We start from the raw sequence: 17,793 nt of genomic DNA on the forward strand, positions 1-17,793 counted from the left end.
GGCCGCTTCGCAGCGCGGCCAAGGGCATTAAAGCAAACAGCGCCTTACAACAGCACCAGCGACAGCCCATACACCAGCAGCATTGCGGTGACGCCCTGAACCAGGGTTGCCATCGTCTGCGCCCGGTAGGCAAGCCCTACGCTCATGCGGCTGAAGCGCGAGACGACCCAGAAGAAGCTGTCATTGGCATGCGAGACCGTCATGGCGCCGGCGCCAATGGCCATTACCGTGAGCGTGCGCCCGATATCGCTGCCCAGCCCTAACGAATCCAGCATGGGGGCAACGAGTGCGGAGGTTGTCACCAGCGCCACTGTGGACGAGCCTTGAGCTGACTTCAGCCCCGCCGAAACGATAAACGGCATCAGGATACCGATACCCAGCGTGGAGAGCGTACTGCCCAGGTAATCGCCCAGTGGCGAGGCGCTGAGCACAGCACCAAAAGCGCCCCCGGCACCGGTAATCAGCAAGATGGGCGCCGCCGCCAGAATGCCTTCACTGATACGCTCGCTGAACTCGGCGACCTTGTCATCGCTTTTCAGCAACGTGCAGGAAAGCAGCAGGCCGATCAACAGAGCCGTCAGCGGCTGTCCGAGCAGGCTGAGGATGTCCATGACCGCCCCGTCGCCGAAAGGCGCGGCCGGAAGGCGGGCAATGGTGCCGATACAGATCAGCAGGATGGGCACGATGATAGGCGCAAACGCTGCCATCGGCCCAGGCAGGCGCCCATAGCTTGCCTTGAGCGCCTCCCAATCCTGCCACTGATCATCAGCGTGCTGGGGCGTATCGTGTACGTCCGGGGAAGTATGGGCAAAGCGCTTCGCCCAGAGCATACCGGCGATGGCCGCGACCGCAGCAATGGGAATACCCGCTGCAATCACCAGCCCAAGGTTCGACTCAAGCCCCAGGTTGCCAGCCGCAGCAATGGGCCCAGGCGTGGGGGGCACAAAGGTATGCGTGGCATAAAGGCCGGTGGCGAGCGCCACGCTCATGGTGATCGACGAGGTATGCAGCTTCTTGGCCAGCGACTCCTTGAGCGAATTGAGAATGATGAAGCCGGAATCGCAGAACACGGGAATCGAGACGATATAGCCAATCATCGACATCGTCAGCGTGGGGAAGCGGTCTCCCAGCCGGGCAATGATGGCATCGGCCATGGTAATAGCCGCCCCGCTTTTCTCCAGAATTACCCCGATGATGGTGCCCAGCACGATTACCAGACCGATATAGCCGAGAATACCCCCAAACCCGGAGGTAATCGTGCTGACCACCGAATCAATGGGCAGCCGATACGCAAAGGCAGCAATGAAGGCCGCGCCAAGCAGTGCCAGAAAGGGATGTACTTTCCACTTGCTGGTGGCCAGTACGATAAATGCCACCACAATCAACAGTATTAACACCAACCCCATGCCTTTCCCCTAAATGGTTGCTTATTCAACGTGATGCGTATCACCCTCCGCTCAGCGCCTTGATCGCTCAAGCGGCCGGCATAACCTACCCGAAGTGGCTAGGGGGCGTACACTACAAGATGAAAAACCATTCAGGGCTTGCGACTTGAAGTCACTTAACCCGGGCAGCTCATATCCCCTTCTTCACAGCTGGCGTGCTCCTTCAGCCGTTCGGTACGCGCTCGAGTCCGCGTTTCAAGGCAGCCGTTGCGAACCATGGGCTGGGCGCCGGCATTTCTGCCAGCGCCCTGTTGATTGCCGGAACACTTGACGGCGTGAAAGCACGCCGATACGCGTCGGTTTAGTGAGCGAGCATCTCGTCAACGATTCCATCACCATCAAGCTCGGACGGATAGTAAGTCGGCCAGTGGGTAACTTCTTCGAGAAGAGCGGCACGATCATCGCCCCAGTAAAGGTGGAAGTGATGCGCGTCCGTCGGGTAAATATCGTGGTCGCTGAACTGGATATATTGGGGCATATTGTCAGCGTCATCTTCGAGTTCGAAGATAAACCGTACGCCGCGATTGCCTGCTGCGTAAGTCAGAATCTCGTAACCGTCGGCACGATACTCGCCGGTCGTCTCTTCACCGTTTTCGTAGAACGTAACGCTGTTGCCTTCTATCACGATGCGGTCTACGTCGGTTTCATAACCGGTGGTGTAGTACTGCTTGTACTCTTCGGCAGTTTTGTCGCCCTGCTCTGCCTTGTGCTCGAATACCTCGTCCAGCGTGCCATCTTCCAGGTATGGATAGACGGACTGCCAGTCACCTTCCCAGTCGGAAAGCGGGCGGTCAGCGATCTGATCATCGTCGAAATGACCCGCGTAGATATCGCTGTCGTGGGAGTGACTGTGCGCGTGGTCGTGGTCGTGGTCGTGGGCATGATCGTGCGAGTGGCCGTGTTCATGATCGTGGTGTTCGTGGTCATCGGCAATGGCAGTGCTGGCGCCTGCCAGTACCAGCGAACTGATGGCAAATGCACTGAGATGCTTGCTTGAGAAAAGCGCCATGGTGTCAGGTTCCTTTTTTGACAAGTAAAGTGGGCAAGTGCTTCCCGGCCCTTAAAATTACGATATAACATTGCATTAAGCAAACATGATTTTAATCGATATTTCACTGGGCACGTGTTCATCCCAGACTGGGCTTTTACAACAGCATCACGCCCACCTCCTCACAAAATGCTGACAGAAATACGACGGCCGCTGCGTTGAACGCATTAGTCTCGCTATCTTTCAGGCTCACATCTATAGTCGCTAATACAGGATTCTCCTGATTGTGCAGGCGCTGCTGTGGGGGTGGATATGCTGCTTTATGGGCTGAGTTTGTTTGCAGGGATTGTGCTGTTGACGCTGGGCGGTGAGGGCTTGATCCGCGGTGCGGTGGCGGGAGCAAAACGCCTGGGCGTATCGCCGCTGTTTACCGGTCTGGTGATTGTAGGGTTTGGTACTTCCTCGCCGGAGCTGGTGGTGTCCATTCAGGCGGCGATCAATCAGCAGCCGGATATCGCCATCGGCAACGTGGTGGGCAGCAATATCGGCAATATTCTATTGATCCTGGGGCTTTGCGCGTTGATCTGCCCGCTGACGGTGCAGCCTCAGGCGCTCAAGCGCGATGGCATGGTCATGCTCCTGGCGGCGGTACTGTTTATCCTGCTGGCCCTGAATGGCAGCCTGGCTCGTCTGGATGCCCTGCTGTTGCTGCTTGGCCTTACGGTTTATCTTGGCTGGGCCTACTGGAGCGAAAGCCGCCACAACGCCCCCGCGGCCGCCGTGCATACCGCCGAAGCAGAAGAAGTCACCCAACTGCCCATGAGTACGCTGATGATCGTGGTGGCCTTGGTGGGCGGCCTTGCGCTGTTGATCGGCGGCTCCCAGTTGCTGCTTTATGGCGCCGTGGGTGTGGCCCAGGCGATGGGCGTCTCGGAAGCGGTCATTGGTCTGACGATTGTCGCCGTCGGCACCTCCCTGCCCGAGCTTGCGGTATCGATCATTGCCGCACTGCGTCGCCATGCTGATGTGGCGGTAGGCAACATACTGGGCAGCAATATCTTCAACATCATGGGTATTCTCGGGGTTTCGGCCTTCCTTCAGCCGCTTGCGCTGGTGGAGCGCATGGCATCGTTCGACCAGTGGGTGATGCTGGGAGCCTCGGCAATCCTGATGGTGTTTCTGTATACCGGCCTGCGCCTGTCGCGCGGTGAAGGAGCGCTGCTGCTGCTAGGCTATGCGGCCTATTTGACGGCGAGCTTTACCATTATCAGCTAAGCACTGGCACACGTTGTCTTGTAACGACGCCGCTGCGGTAAAACCGCAGCGGCGTCTTTTATCGTATCCAGCGTCAGCAGCCAGGCCCTAGCGCAGCGCCTCGGGGATCTCGATATCCATTTCTTCGTAGTAGCGCAGTGCTCCGGCATGCAGCTTGCCGGCCATATTGCTCAACAGGTCGGGCGTGATGTCGCTCCACCAGGAAGACTCGGCCGCCATGTCGGTCAATACCTCCCAGAAGGTCTTGGTCAGGGTGTACGCCAGGTCATCATCCATTTGTGTCGTGGTGTAGGCCATGACTGGAAGCGACGTGGTCTGCACATTCTGGTTGACCCCCGGGTAAGTGCCGCCGGGAATGATGCGACGCGGCGTGCCGATCATTTCAATCTGCTCATCGCTCAGACTGACCATGGAAATGGGCATGCTGGCGGCCACGTCAAAGATATTGGGCGTAGGAAACGAGCTTGCCGTCACAAACCCGTCGATCTGGCCATTCTTGAGCGCATCCGGCCCGCTGCCCAGGGCCGCATCGGCAATTCGTATCTGTTCGTCCAACCCAAACAGGGTGAAATAGCGCGCGGCTTCGCGAGCGCTGAACGTTCCCCGGCCAATCAGAATATGCTTGCCTTTGAGTGCATCGGTGCTGACCACGCCGTTATCCCCGCCCAGAATAAAATGCATGGTCATGGCAGGTAGAGGAAACAGCCCGCGAATATTCTGAAAGCGTGGGTGCGGGCGCTCGGTAAACGGCCCCGTTGCCGTCAGGGCTTGCTCCACCAGATCTGAAGGCGTGGTAAAGACATAGTTACCTTGGCGGGCCATGACCTCCATCACGTTCTGAACCGACCCCTGGCTCTCCTCCTGAGTGAGTACGATCTGCCCATCGGTGGCCTGGTTGATCGCCTCGGAAAGCTCAACACCCATCTCATGATACGCGGTGCCAGCCGTTGCGGATTTATAGGTAATGCGGGTTTCAGCATGTACCGCCTGGCTTAAGGGAAAAAAGGCGGCTAGAAGTAATGAGAACGTGACAGCGGAGCGAAAAAGGGAGGGCATGGATCAACTCCTGGGGTTAACTAATACTTGTCTGCATCGTTCGCCCAGGCCGAACCAGTGGCGCAGCGAGCGCATAACATAGCATGACCTTTGCCTGACACAAACGTGCTTTTCTGGCTATCGATCAATCGCCGCGGGGCCCCTTTCAGGCTACCCCTCCTGGGTGAAAATTCTGATGTTTGAAGGCGCCCAACGCCGCCTTCTTGTGTAAAGTCACATCCGCCATTGCCAATGGCGCCGGTTATCCTCGCACGAACTCACAAAGCGTTAATTTTTATTATTAAAAAAGCACCTTCAATTAGCCAAATAAGATTTAACAGCCGCTTAACTTACGACATTAGTTTAATAAGAGAGAACGTTAGAAGATATGACACCTTATTGAAAAAGTTACCATTAGCGAAACGGTTAATTTACTAAAAAAAGATGCTTAACCAGATTAATCAACGCTCTTTATTCGTTTTTATTCTGTATTTCACGCTAAAGACGCTTGATAGACTAAGCGAGATTACTCCCCCCTTCATTCACTTCAGTCAGGATAAAAACGCCATGCCAACGCACTACGATGCCCCGGGCCAGCGACGAATCTCTCGTCGCTGGCTTTTTTTGTTAGCGGCTCTGCTATCGCTATATAGCGCTTCAACATTTGCCGTGACCGGCGAGATTGACCTGACCACTTCGGCCATCGGCTTTTTTGCCGTAGGCATCTTTGTGCTGGCTTACGCCCTGGTCATGGCGGAAGAAAAGATACACATGCGCAAGTCCAAACCGGTACTGGTGGCCGCCGGGATTATCTGGAGCCTCATTGGCTGGGTCTACGTCCAAAACGGCATGTCGGAAACCTCGGAATACGCGTTTCGCATGACCCTTCTGGAATTTACCGAGCTGATGCTGTTCCTGCTGGTCGCCATGACGTACATCAACGCCATGGAGGAGCGCCGGGTATTTGATGCTCTGCGCTCCTGGATGCTGCGCAAGGGCTTCAACTACCGCACGCTTTTCTGGCTAACCGGTGGCCTGGCATTCATGCTCTCTCCCATTGCCGATAACCTTACTACCGCACTTTTGATGTGCGCGGTGATTACCAAAGTGGCCGAAGGCGACAAGCGCTTCATCAACCTTGCATGTATCAACATCGTGGTAGCAGCCAATGCGGGCGGAGCTTTCAGCCCGTTTGGCGATATCACGACACTGATGGTCTGGCAGGCGGGCATTATCCAGTTTCAGGAGTTCTTCACCCTGTTCTTGCCTTCGCTGGTCAACTTCCTGATTCCTGCGGTGGTGATGAGCCTGTTCATCAAGGACCAGAAACCGGCCAGTGTCTATGAGGATGTCCAGTTGAAGCGCGGCGCACGACGTATCATCGGGCTTTTCCTGCTGACCATTTTGACCGCCGTGATCTGCCACACCTTCCTGCACCTTCCACCGGTACTTGGCATGATGACCGGACTTGGCTACCTTCAGTTCTTCGGCTTTTACCTGCGCAAGAGCCTGCCGCGCTCACTGGAGCGCAAACGCGAACGCTACAGCCGCTGCGGCGACAACAAGAAACTTGAACAGCTGGGTAGCGTGGTGCCGTTCGATGTCTTCAATCGCGTGGCGCGGGCCGAGTGGGACACTCTGCTGTTCTTCTACGGGGTGGTGATGTGCGTGGGCGGTTTGGGCTTCATGGGCTACCTGGGCCTGCTTTCCGAAGCGCTTTACACCAACTGGGATGCGACCTGGGCCAATATCGTGCTGGGCGTGGTGTCGGCGGTGGTGGATAACATTCCGGTGATGTTTGCCGTATTGACCATGCAGCCCGAGATGTCCCACGGCCATTGGCTATTGATCACGCTGACCGCGGGCGTGGGCGGCAGCCTGCTTTCCATCGGCTCCGCGGCGGGTGTGGCAGTCATGGGTCAGGCGCGGGGCTCCTATACCTTCATGGGCCATCTGCGCTGGGCACCGGTCATCATGCTGGGCTATATCGCCAGCATCCTGGTTCACCTGTGGCTCAATGCCGAAAGCTTCGCGGTTTACTAGCGCCTGAAGAGCCCCTTCACGGCACGCCGCGAAGGGGCAGCTCAATAGCTTTCAAACAGGTTTTCGATGGGCATGGGACGCCCGAACAGATAGCCCTGATAGCGGTAGCAGCCATGGCCTTTCAGCCAGTCCAGCTGCTCTTTTTTCTCGACGCCTTCGGCCACCACGGTCAACCCCAAGCTGACCGCCAGCAGAATAGTGGTATCCACAATCGCCGCATCCGCCCTGTCGGTCAAAAGCTCGCTGACAAACGACTGATCGATCTTGAGTTCATCCAGCGGCAGCCGCTTGAGATAGCTCAACGAGGAGTAGCCGGTTCCAAAATCATCGATGGCAAAACGGATGCCTTGGGCGCGCAGTTTCAACATCGTGTTACGCACCCTTTTAGGCTCGCGCATCAGCAGGCTTTCGGTCACTTCCAGCACCAGCCGCCCAGGCGGGGCCTGGGTCTGGGCAAGCAAGCCTTCCAGATTGCGCACGAACTCCGGCTGTTGAAACTGCACCGAGCTTACGTTGACGGAGATAGTGAGCGCGGCGTAAGGCGCCTGGTTGGACCACTTGGCCAGCTGCTCGCAGGCCGACTGAAGTACCCAGTAACCAATGGGTACGATAAGCCCGTTCTCTTCTGCCAGGGAAATGAACGTAGCAGGTGACACCCAGCCGCGCTGCGGATGGTACCAACGCAGTAACGCCTCCACGCCAACGGTCACGCCCTGGTGGTCCACCTGGCGCTGATAGTGCAGCGCCAGCTCGTTGCGTGCCAGCGCGTGGTGCAGGTCGGCTTCCAGATTGGCCCGCTCGATCAGGCTGGTTTGCATATCCTGATTGAAGAAGCGCAGCGTGTTGCCGCCGGCGGCCTTGGCCTGCTGCAGCGCTAGATCTGCCTGCTGGAGAACGCTGTTCATGCTGTGATCGACGCCGTCGAACAGCGTGATACCGATGCTGGCGCTGACCGGCAGCGAGTAGTCGGTGCGCAGTTGGGAAACCGCTTCCAGCAACTGCCGGGCGGCACGCTCGGCGCCAATGGCCGTATCGGCCTGATGCTCCCCCAGCTTGGCCAGTAGCGCGACAAACTCGTCGCCGCTAAAGCGTGCCAGCACCGCCCCTTCAGGCAGGTGCTGATGCAGGTGCTTGGCCACATTGATCAGCAGCTGGTCGCCACTTTCATGGCCCTGGATATCGTTCACCAGATGGAAATTATCCAGGTCGATCACCAGCAGCGCGCTATAGGGTCGTGCGGTGCTCTCCTGCTCGATTTCCCAGGCCAGCGACTCCATCAGCAAGCGCCGGTTGGGCAGTCCGGTCAAGGCGTCGTAAAACGCCAGATGATTGGAGCGCGACTGCATTTCCAGAAAGTCGGTCAGCTCCGTCGATATTCCGCACAGGCTCGCAGGCTCGCCCGGCGAGAGCACCAGCGGCATCTTGATGGTCAGAAACGTGCGCACATGGCTGTCGCTCTGAAGCACGCTGCTCTCTTCAATCGTGACCTTCTTGCCGGACTCCATGACATTGCGATCGACCAGGGCAACTTCCCGCGCCGTTTCACTATCAAAAAAGGCGTCATCGCTCTTGCCTACGATCTGCTCCGGGGGGAGACCAAAAAGTTCGCTGACGCGCCGATTGACGTAGTGATAGCGCAGCGCGGGCGTCTTGATATAGATATAGGCGTCAACGCTGTCCAGAATCGTTGCCAGCATTGCTTCATTGGCCTTGAGCTGCGCGCGGTTGAACGCCATGCGCCGCCGCAGCCACAGGACAAACCCCAATGCCAGAGCGCACGTGGCGGCCAGCAGCCCAAGGCACCACCACAACCAGGCGGGGATGATGCCGACCGGCGGCGCATCTGCCCGCCAGGCGCGCAGCGTGGTGAAGTACTCGGAGCGCGGGTCTTGCTTCCAGCGGCGCAGAACGTCGTCAATGCGTTCCAGCACCGTGGCGGAAAGCATGGGCGAACCTGCATAAAAAAGCCGAATCGGCTGAAAGATGATCGGCGTTTCAAAGAGCCCGTAGTTATGCGCCCGCCAGTCGCCAAACAGATGATCCGACACCGCAAGATCCGCATCCCCCCTGGCCACGGCTTGAAATCCTTCGGCGTAACTGTCCACCAGTTGCCAGGCCACCATGACATCGAAGCGCTCGGTCACGGCTCTCAAGTACTCCTGCTGGATGGAGCCATTCACGACTGCGACACGCTTTTGATCAAGGTCGAGAATCGCCTCTACCCCTTCGCCCTCGTGCTGATAGAGCTGCGACCAGGTGTGCATGATGGGTTCTTGATGAAACGCCACGCGCTCTGCACGCTCTTCGCTCCAGGCCACATCGGGCATCAGATCGATATCGCCGCGCTCAAGCAACTCCAGACAGCGCTGAAAATCACAGGCGATACTTTCAAGCGACCACTCTTCCTCACGCGCGATCGCCTCGAGCAACTCTCCTAAAACGCCACGCAGCTTGCCCTGATCATCCACAAACAGCTTGGGCGGGTTGTGATAGACCCCGACCAAAAGCGTTTCATTGGCACTGATTGAAGGAGTAACGCAGAGGCTGCCCAGCAGAAGGCTCGCTTTGAGAGCCCCGCCCAACCTCCGGCCATGCGAAAATATTCGCCCGGGTAAACGATGACCGCCCGTCACGTCCAACGCCGCAAGCATGGTGCTGCTTACCCGCCCGGCATGCTGAGCGGTCCAGCACGCTCGACAACGCGCTGCCAGGCAGGGTCGGCGTCGATACGTTGTACGAATTCAGCAATGGCAGGATACGCCGTCACGGCTTGCGTGCCGCTTATCGCCTGAAGCGGGAAGCTCATCTGGATATCCGCGCCGCTTGGCCACTCACCGGCAAAGTTTCCCTTTTTCGCCAGGTGCGCTTCGATCACGCTTAAATGCCGCTTGATCTGCGGATTCAAGAATCGTTGAACCGCCTTGTCACCGATTCCTTTAACTACTGGTTTAATAAACCACGGAGACTGTTTAGGCATCTTCTTGAATACCAGCTGCATTACCAATAAAGGCATTAAGGAGCCTTCGGCGTAATGTAACCAGTAACGATAGTCGACCCAGTCAAGCGTATTATCGGCAGAAGGTTGTAAATGCCCGTTACCGTAGCGCTGTATCAAGTAATCGATAATCGCCCCGGATTCGGCAATGACCAGTTCGCCATCGGTAATGACCGGTGATTTACCCAAAGGGTGAATATTCTTTAATGCGTCAGGCGCCAGCTGCGTCTTGGGGTCACGCTTGTAAACATGAATTTCATAATCCAGCTCAAGCACTTCGAGAAGCCACAGAACTCGATGCGAACGGGACTTTTCCAGATGATGAACGTGGATCATAAACTACTCCATGGTGGCGATATCGCGCGCAGGCCTTGCACCTGCGGAAGCTATCCTTTTACTGCAAGCCTGTTTAGCTTAGCAGCGTTGTTCACCACGGAGTAATTATCTAGGTAAAAAAGCGCAGATTAAATCAAGTTCGAGAAACGTGCCGCAAGCGCGTCCAGATATCCACAAGCGACCACTTACCTTGAAGCCACGGCGCCAGTAACCGTGTGGAAAGCGGGATAAATACAAAGACCATAATAGGCGTGAGCATTAATGTGCTGACAAGTACGCGGGGCACCAGCGCCCAGTCAGCCAATACACTCCCGAACACCCATTGAAACACCAGCGAGATCGGGAAAAAGGCCAACCATACGGCCACCGCCTGCTTCCAGCGTGGCGGCGGGCTGCCTGCCGCGGTTTGAAACCACGCATCCAGGCCCAGGGCACGATGCTCCTGAGGGGCGTCGTACAGGTCCTTGCCGCGCAACAGCCACGCGTGGCGTGAGGCTGAATGCTCCCAGGCATGCAGCGTATCGCTGCTGCTGAAGCGGAAGATGATTTGATACTCATCGTCATGGTTGGGCGGTGCCAGCACGCCCGAGCCCAGGTAGCCTGGAAAATCCGCCGCCAGTTCGCGGCCTTCGTTCAACCAGCGGTTGAAATCATGATAGCGGCCGCTGGCAACGCGCCGAGCCACCATCAGTGTGACGGGTGAGGCAGACATGATATATCTCCTGATAGAAACAGCCGGTGCCGGGTAGGCGAGGCTGCAAGCGCCCAGGCGGGTTAGCCCGAAAGCGTTGACGATAACAATCGATGGCACAGTATATAGACAATATCAGCGCCATGTACCAGCCGATTTGCACGGCTATTTGACACCACAATCGCGGCCCCGAGCCTCACGGCTATCGCCTTGCAAGTGGCTCGATACCGGCAAAGCGCCCCTGATCGGAAAACGCCAGGCGAAACACCCCGTGAACCCCGCTCGGGCCGACCACACGGCGAATCGCCTCAGCGGGAAATACCACCCAGCGCCCGTCCACGCTGCGCGCACGCACATTGGCGGCCCGGCCTTCATAATGGGCCAGACACTCGTCGGGGCTTAAATGGATAATGACGTCAATGGAAGGCATGATGATATTAACAGTGTCGATAATATTAACGGCGTCTATACGGCGTATCGGTCAGTAAATGCCAAGCAGACAGTATACGTTCTTGCACGGTTTTACGCTCTCACCGATACTTGTTTCAACCTAACGGCTCAGGCAGCGGTGATCGCTTATGGACTTTACCTCTATCAGTGCGTACCCCACGGTGGGTCCGGCGTATACGCGCCCGGCCAGCCCTTCAGTGCCTGGCGTGGATGAAACGGAAAAACCCGGCGACGCCCTGAGTCAGAGTGATGCCCGCGAAGCGGATAGCGAGACAGCGCCCGGCCCGACGCGGGCCGACGGCACGCCCCTGGCGCCGGAAGAAGCCCGACTGCTTGAACAGTTGAAGCAGACCGACCGCGAAGTGCGCCAGCACGAAATGGCCCACCAGATCGCTGGCGGCGCCCACACGGGCGGCGCTTCCTACGAATATGAAACCGGCCCCGACGGCAAGCGCTACGCGGTTGCCGGGGAAGTGCCGATCGACTACGGCCCGGTGCGCGGCGACCCGCAGGCCACCATCGAAAAGATGCAAACCGTGATTGCCGCCGCCATGGCCCCCGCCGACCCGTCACCCAAGGATTTGCAGATAGCCGCTCAGGCCCGCCAGTACCTGCTGGAAGCCAAGCTTGAGGCCGCCCAGCAGCAGGGCATGATGGCGAAAGCACGGGGTGACGGTGAATCAAACGCGGCGGACACGCCGCGTGACGCCGAGGCAGGCCTCCCGCCCGAACAGGCGGCCTGATCGCCGGGCCTGCTCACCGCGCGGCAAGCGCCTGCCAGTCGGCCCGTTTTGGCCAGCTGGCAAGCCACTCGGGTAGCGCTTCAGGCGGCATGGGTCTGGCGATACCGAAGCCCTGAGCCAGATGGCAACCCAGCTTCATCAGCGCCTTGGCATGCTCAAGCGTTTCCACCCCCTCTGCCAGCATGGGCCGCTCAAAGCGGTTGGCCATATAGATCACGCTCTCCACAATGGCCATATCGTTGGCATCAATCAGCATGTCGCGCACAAAGCTCTGATCGATCTTGATCAGGTTCACCGGCAGCTGGCGCAAATGGGTCAGCGATGAAAAACCGGTGCCAAAATCATCGATCGCGAACCCTACCCCCAGCGACTGGCAGCGCGCGATATTCTTGAGCGCGGCCTCTACGTCGTGCATCGCGGCACTCTCCAGCACTTCCAGCTTGAGCATGTCGGGCGACACCTGCGGGTAGCGCTCCAAAAGCTCCGCCAGACGTTGACTAAAGCCACTGGCCAGCAGATGGGTGGGACTGATATTGACGCTGACCGGTATCACGATGCCCAGCGCCTGCCATTTGGTGAGCTGTTCAAGCGCCTGGGTCAGTACCCACTCGCCCAGATCGACCTCGAGCGAAGAGGTATCGATGATCGGCAGGAAGTCACCCGGTGGAAGCAGCCCCTGCTCGGGATGCTGCCAGCGAATCAGCGCTTCGACGCCGACCACCCGGCCGCTGCGCATATCGACCTGGGGCTGGAAATAGAGCCGCAGCTCGTCGTGGTTGATGGCATCGATAAAGCGCTGGCGCTGCTCATGGCGAACCTGAAGCATTCGATCAAGGTCAGGGTCGAAGAAGTGAAAGGTATCGCGTCCGCGCTGCTTGGCGCGGTACATGGCCTGGTTGGCGTGGCGTAGCAGCACATCGCCCTGCACGTGATCGCGAGGGTAAAGCGTTACCCCCAGGCTAACGGTCAGATAGATGCTCTGCCCTTCGATCACGATGGGCTGGCGAATGGCCGTCAGCAGCTTCTCGAAAAAAGCGTCGTCCACATCGTGGTGCAGCAGCAGCACGAACTCATCGCCGCCGACCCGGGCCAACACGTCATCACCAAACAGCAGATGGCTTACGCGCTGGGCAAACGAAGCCAATAGAATATCGCCCACCTGCCCGCCCAGACGCTCGTTGACCGTTTGAAAGAAATCGATATCCAGCGAGCAGATGGCCAGCGGCTGCGCCTTTTGGTCGGCGTGCTGTATGGACTCCTGAATCAGCCGGGTCAGCAGCTGTAAATTGGGCAGGCCGGTCAGCGCATCAAAATAGACTTCACGGCTCAGGTGGCGGGCATGGGCGGGAATGGCCGACAGATCCGCCAGCACGACCACATGGTGATCAACGCGCGCCTGGGCATCGCGCACCCGATTCACCGACATCATGCCGGGGTAGTACTTCCCGTCGTGCCCCCGGTAGCTTACCTGGTGCTTGCTGCGATCGCGCAGCCGGTACTCCTCACGCATCAGCTCCTGGGCATGGCCAGTGTTCAGCGGCAGGATGCTGAAGGCTTCCGGCGTTTTATGCAGCACCTCTTCAAGCGTAAACCCGGTCAGCTCACAAAACGCCGGATTTACATCAACGACCCGGTTGTGCCTGTCGGTAATGATGATCGCTTCATTGGCATGCTTGAACGCGGTGGCGGCGGTAGCGCTTGTCTCATCGACGTTCTTGTTGGGCATAGCATCCACCTGGCGTTGGAAAGGCGTCTTCTGCGGCACACGGGTAGGCGGATACATGGCAGTGCTCCTTATTCTTGCGCATCCCAAACGCGCGCCTGGCGGCAGCCTCTCCACTGCCTGTTACGCGCTTTCTTATGAAGGGTAAGCAAACATACTACCACCGTGAATCGCCACCGTGCGCTGATATTGCCAGGCTACCCGACCCGAAGCGCTCGCCGGGCGCTCAGGGGGCCAGCGACGCGGCGCCCAGAAAGCGCTGCTGCCAGTAGTCGATATCCAGCGGGACGCTGACCACGGCGCGGCCGCTGCCGGGGGCATGAATCATCTGCTGATTGCCGCGATAGATACCCACGTGGGTGGCCCGGCTGCGCTCGCCAAAGAACAGCAGGTCACCGGGCTTGGGTGTATCCACGGCAGGCAGCGCGCGAAACTGGTCATCGGCGGTGCGCGGCACGCGCATGCCGGCGGCGCGGTAGGCAAGCTCCACCAGCCCGGAACAGTCCAGGCCGTCCGGCGTATTGCCACCAAAGCGGTACGGTGTACCGATGGCCTGCTGAGCGTGGGCCAGAATCAGCACGCGTTCCATGGAAAGACCGTCGCGTGGCATTGGCGAATCGGGTGTTGAAATGGCAACGTCGCGGCTCGCGCAGCCTGAAAGCCACGCGAGCAACATCAACGCAATGGTGAATTTTCCCAACGTGACGGGCATTGTCGACTCTCCTTGTGGCAACGCCCTCATCATGGCGCAAACCGGGTAAAGCGCCAAGCTCAACTAACGGCCAATCCACTCGATAAAGCTGGTTTCCCCCAGCGCATGACGCTCATGACGCACGCGGCTCATGGCAGCATAGGGCAAGTCCATGGCCAGCACCCGGTCAAGCGGCTGCTCAAGCACCTGGCGCAGCAGACCGTTGCACACGAAAAGATGCGCCACCACCAGCACGTGGCGCCCGGGCGGGTTGGCCAGCAGGTCGCGCCACACCTCGGCCAGCCGGCAGTCGAAGGCCGCCATGGTCTCGCCTTCAGGGGGCGACATCGTCGCCGGGCTGTTCCAGAAAGCGCTCATGGGGGCCGTGCCCTCTTCAGCAAACACCTGGCTATGGGTCTTGCCCTCCCAGCGGCCCAGGTTCAGCTCGGCAAGGTCATCCTCGATCTGTACCGGCAGATCGAACTCCTCGCCCAGCCACAGGGCAAACTCGCGGCAGCGCGAAAGCGGCGAGGTAATGATCGCGTCATAGGGCGGCCGGCCATTCGTCGCCTGGCGCATCACCGCCTCGGTTACCTGCTGCCAGCCTTTGTCGCTCAGGGGGTGGTCGGTTGCGCCGCGCAGCATGCGCCCGCCTACCGGTTCACCGTGGCGCAATAGGTCAATCGTGGTGATATCTGCTTCAGGAAAACGCATCCTGGCTCCTCTTTTACGTAGCCACTGCCTGGCTAGATGATCGCATGGCGCACCCGCGCCGAAATCCATTCGGATACCAGCACCGTGGCGAAGATCATGATGAAGATGACGCTGACCTGATTCCAGGCCAGGTTGTTGATCGAGGCGTTCAGCTGCAGGCCGATACCGCCCGCCCCCACCAGCCCGAGCACCGTGGATTCGCGAATATTGATATCCCAGCGGTACACGCTGATACCCGCAAAGGCCGGCATGATCTGCGGCAGCACGCCGTAGTTCATTACCTGCAGGCGGCTCGCGCCCGTGGCGCTGATGGCCTCGACCGGGGTGGGATGAATCTCCTCGATCGCCTCGTATAACAGCTTGCCCACAAAGCCGATGGAGCGCAGCGCGATGGCGATGATACCGGCCAGCACTCCCGGGCCCAGAATGGTCACCAGCAGCATCGCCCAGATCAGCGAGTTGATCGAGCGCGAAGAGACGATCACCATCAGCGCAGCACTGCGCACCAGCGGATGCGGCGTGGTATTGCGCGCGGCCAGAAAGGCCACCGGGAACGCCATCATGATGCCGATCGCGGTGCCTAGCGTTGCGATATTCAGGGTGTCCCACATGGGCTTCCACAGCACGTTGGCGTATTCCCACCTGGGCGGCAGCATGCGGCTGAGCAGATCACTCCCCTGGCGGCCGGCGTCTTCCACGAACACCCACATGGTGTTATCGGAAATCACCTTCCAGCACAGCAGAAACAGGCTGATACCCAGAAGCCAGGCCGCGTATTGCAGCCACTGGGCGCGGGTAGTGCGCCGCTGCCAGGCAGGCAGGCCCTGCGGGGTAAGCGAAACAGGCATTTACTCTCTCCAAAATGGCGGGACCGGGCATGGCTGGCCCGGTATCTCTAACCCGGCTCTTGTTTATTCGCTATCACTGGGTCCAGCGGCGCACGTGGCTCGAGCTGTATTCGCACAGCAGCACGATGGCAATGATGATCAGCAGGATCGCGGCAGAAGTGTCGTACTCATAGCGGCTCAGCGAGGTGTTGAGCGTAGCGCCGATGCCGCCCGCCCCGACGATGCCGATCACCGCTGACTCGCGAAAGTTTATATCCAGCCGGTACACCGAAAGCCCGATCAACCGCGGCATGACCTGAGGCTGAACGGCGTGGTTCATGGTCTGCCACCAGCTCGCGCCGGTGGCGCGCACCGCTTCTACCTGCCGCCAGTCCAGGTCCTCGATATCTTCGGCAAGCAGCTTGGCCATGAACCCGATGGTGGCAAATGCCAGCGTGATCATCCCGGCCAGTGGCCCGAAGCCGAACATCACCACGAACAGGATGGCGATGATGATCTCCTGAAAGGTGCGCGACACGGCGATGATTGCTCGGCAGAGCAGATAGAGGGGCAGCGGCGAGATATTGCGCGCCGCGCCAAGCCCTACCGGAATCGCCAGCAGAACGCCCAGTACCGTCGAGGTCAGCGTCATGGTCAAACTTTCCAGCAGCCCCGCCACGATATCGTTCTGGCGGCTGATGAAATCCGGCTGCATGAACGCACCCAGAAAATTCAACGCCCGGCCGGCGCCTTCGGCGACCCGCGCCCAGTTGACCTCGACAGAGGCCAGCGCCAGCACCAGATAAACCACCCCGCCAATGGCGATGCCCCAGCGCCAGCGCGGGTTCTCGATCAGCGGCAGCCGCCGCCACCGACCCTGGCGGGCTGCCTGAGCGCGCGCGGAAGCCAGCGCCTCTGCCTGGGCACTCATCGAGCGCCCCCGGCGGCCAGGCCTTGAAGGGTGGGTACGTAGGGCGGCGCGGCGGCGGGTTCGTCGTCCATGGGCTCCGGCGTGGTGTCCCAATCCTCTTCACCGTAGATGGTGGTCAGGATTTCGCTGGTCAGCTCGCTCGGCAGGCCGTCGAAGACGATTTCACCGGCACGCAGACCGACGATCCGGTCGGCAAACTGCTGCGCCAGCGCCACGTCGTGGATGTTGATGATCGCGGCCAGGTCGCGCTCGGCGCACAGCTCGCGTATCAGGCGCATGATCTGGCGCGAGGTTTTCGGGTCCAGGCTTGCGGTGGGTTCATCGACCAGCAGCAGCTTGGGGCTTTGCAACAGCGCCCGGGCAATACCCACCCGCTGGCGCTGGCCACCGGAAAGCGCATCGGCGCGCTTGTCGATGGCGTGGGGCAGGCCAACCCGCTCCAGCAGACGAAAGGCCTCGGCTACGGCGTCTTCCGGGTAGCGGCGCAGAAAGCTGCGCCAGAAGCCCACATAGCCAAGCCGGCCCGAAAGCACGTTCTCCATCACGCTCAGCCGGTCGACCAGCGCGTACTCCTGAAAGATCATGCCCATCGAACGGCGCGCCTGGCGCAGCGCGTTGCCGGAAAGCCGGGTGATCTCGGTGTCTTCCAGGCGAATGCTGCCCTGGGTCGGTTCCACCAGCCGGTTCACACAGCGAATCAGGGTGCTTTTACCCGCCCCGGAAGGGCCGATCAGCGCCATCACCTGGCCCTTGGGCAGCGTCAGCTGGATATCCGTCAGCGCCCGGTCGCCGGTCGGGTAGCGCTTGGTCACGCCGCGTAGTGTCAACATGTTCTCACCTCTCATGTATAGCGAAACGGCCAGAAAGGGGAGCCTTTCTGGCCGCACACAGCCGTTTATCTAGCGC

16 protein-coding genes are annotated in these 17,793 nt (G+C 59.3%); 3 read left to right on the top strand and 13 right to left on the bottom strand.

The features are described 5' to 3' along the window. Nucleotides 1–44: 44 nt before the first annotated feature. Together B0H98_RS09695 and B0H98_RS09700 are read right to left on the bottom strand one after the other, a co-directional pair. Nucleotides 45–1,406, bottom strand: a complete 1,362-nt coding sequence (locus B0H98_RS09695) for a GntP family permease (RefSeq protein WP_106374871.1) — start codon at nt 1,404–1,406, stop codon at nt 45–47. Between the two features lie 340 nt (nt 1,407–1,746). Continuing rightward, nucleotides 1,747–2,454, bottom strand: a complete 708-nt coding sequence (locus B0H98_RS09700) for a metal-binding protein ZinT (RefSeq protein WP_106374872.1) — start codon at nt 2,452–2,454, stop codon at nt 1,747–1,749. A gap of 294 nt (nt 2,455–2,748) precedes the next feature. Between B0H98_RS09700 and B0H98_RS09705 the strand changes: the two genes are divergently transcribed. Continuing rightward, on the top strand, nt 2,749–3,708 hold the full coding sequence (locus tag B0H98_RS09705; RefSeq protein WP_106375064.1) for a calcium/sodium antiporter: 960 nt from the start codon (nt 2,749–2,751) through the stop codon (nt 3,706–3,708). Nucleotides 3,709–3,795: 87 nt separating this feature from the next. On the opposite strand, the gene B0H98_RS09710 is transcribed toward B0H98_RS09705, so the two are convergent. Then, nucleotides 3,796–4,764 carry a TAXI family TRAP transporter solute-binding subunit gene (locus tag B0H98_RS09710; protein WP_106374873.1) on the bottom strand — a complete coding sequence of 323 codons (969 nt, stop codon included), beginning with the start codon at nt 4,762–4,764 and terminating at the stop codon, nt 3,796–3,798. Between the two features lie 546 nt (nt 4,765–5,310). Between B0H98_RS09710 and nhaD the strand changes: the two genes are divergently transcribed. After that, nucleotides 5,311–6,786, top strand: coding sequence for a sodium:proton antiporter NhaD (gene nhaD / locus B0H98_RS09715; RefSeq protein WP_106374874.1), 1,476 nt, complete (start codon nt 5,311–5,313; stop codon nt 6,784–6,786). A gap of 41 nt (nt 6,787–6,827) precedes the next feature. Here the strand turns inward: nhaD and B0H98_RS09720 are convergent, their stop codons facing one another. The 4 genes from B0H98_RS09720 to B0H98_RS09735 form a co-directional block, all read right to left on the bottom strand. Then, entirely contained in the window at nt 6,828–9,437 is a 2,610-nt protein-coding gene (locus B0H98_RS09720) for an EAL domain-containing protein (RefSeq protein WP_106374875.1), read from the bottom strand. A gap of 8 nt (nt 9,438–9,445) precedes the next feature. Beyond that, nucleotides 9,446–10,117, bottom strand: coding sequence for a glutathione S-transferase (locus tag B0H98_RS09725; protein WP_106374876.1), 672 nt, complete (start codon nt 10,115–10,117; stop codon nt 9,446–9,448). Between the two features lie 133 nt (nt 10,118–10,250). Beyond that, nucleotides 10,251–10,829 (bottom strand): antibiotic biosynthesis monooxygenase, encoded by a 579-nt coding sequence (locus B0H98_RS09730; protein ID WP_106374877.1) that lies wholly within the window; start codon nt 10,827–10,829, stop codon nt 10,251–10,253. A gap of 181 nt (nt 10,830–11,010) precedes the next feature. Further along, a complete protein-coding gene (locus B0H98_RS09735; RefSeq protein WP_106374878.1) occupies nt 11,011–11,238 on the bottom strand; it encodes a DUF2835 domain-containing protein in 228 nt (75 codons plus the stop codon). Nucleotides 11,239–11,386: 148 nt separating this feature from the next. On the opposite strand from B0H98_RS09735, the gene B0H98_RS09740 reads away from it, so the two are divergent. After that, on the top strand, nt 11,387–12,001 hold the full coding sequence (locus B0H98_RS09740) for a putative metalloprotease CJM1_0395 family protein (RefSeq protein WP_208623603.1): 615 nt from the start codon (nt 11,387–11,389) through the stop codon (nt 11,999–12,001). 13 nt (nt 12,002–12,014) lie between these two features. Here the strand turns inward: B0H98_RS09740 and B0H98_RS09745 are convergent, their stop codons facing one another. The 6 genes from B0H98_RS09745 to phnC all read right to left on the bottom strand — a co-directional run bounded on the left by B0H98_RS09745 (nt 12,015) and on the right by phnC (nt 17,717). Further along, nucleotides 12,015–13,784 carry a putative bifunctional diguanylate cyclase/phosphodiesterase gene (locus tag B0H98_RS09745; protein WP_106374879.1) on the bottom strand — a complete coding sequence of 590 codons (1,770 nt, stop codon included), beginning with the start codon at nt 13,782–13,784 and terminating at the stop codon, nt 12,015–12,017. Nucleotides 13,785–13,950: 166 nt separating this feature from the next. Beyond that, on the bottom strand, nt 13,951–14,436 hold the full coding sequence (locus B0H98_RS09750; RefSeq protein WP_106374880.1) for a C40 family peptidase: 486 nt from the start codon (nt 14,434–14,436) through the stop codon (nt 13,951–13,953). A 63-nt stretch (nt 14,437–14,499) separates the two neighbouring features. Continuing rightward, nucleotides 14,500–15,129, bottom strand: coding sequence for a histidine phosphatase family protein (locus B0H98_RS09755; RefSeq protein ID WP_106374881.1), 630 nt, complete (start codon nt 15,127–15,129; stop codon nt 14,500–14,502). 32 nt (nt 15,130–15,161) lie between these two features. Beyond that, nucleotides 15,162–15,977 (bottom strand): phosphonate ABC transporter, permease protein PhnE, encoded by an 816-nt coding sequence (gene phnE, locus B0H98_RS09760; RefSeq protein WP_106374882.1) that lies wholly within the window; start codon nt 15,975–15,977, stop codon nt 15,162–15,164. Nucleotides 15,978–16,050: 73 nt separating this feature from the next. Continuing rightward, nucleotides 16,051–16,887 (bottom strand): phosphonate ABC transporter, permease protein PhnE, encoded by an 837-nt coding sequence (gene phnE, locus B0H98_RS09765; RefSeq protein WP_106374883.1) that lies wholly within the window; start codon nt 16,885–16,887, stop codon nt 16,051–16,053. Beyond that, entirely contained in the window at nt 16,884–17,717 is an 834-nt protein-coding gene (phnC, locus tag B0H98_RS09770; RefSeq protein ID WP_106374884.1) for a phosphonate ABC transporter ATP-binding protein, read from the bottom strand. Before phnC ends, phnE (B0H98_RS09765) begins: the two co-directional genes overlap by 4 nt. Nucleotides 17,718–17,793: the final 76 nt, after the last annotated feature.

The organism is Vreelandella songnenensis, from assembly GCF_003002925.1.
Classification (GTDB): Bacteria; Pseudomonadota; Gammaproteobacteria; order Pseudomonadales; family Halomonadaceae; genus Vreelandella; species Vreelandella songnenensis.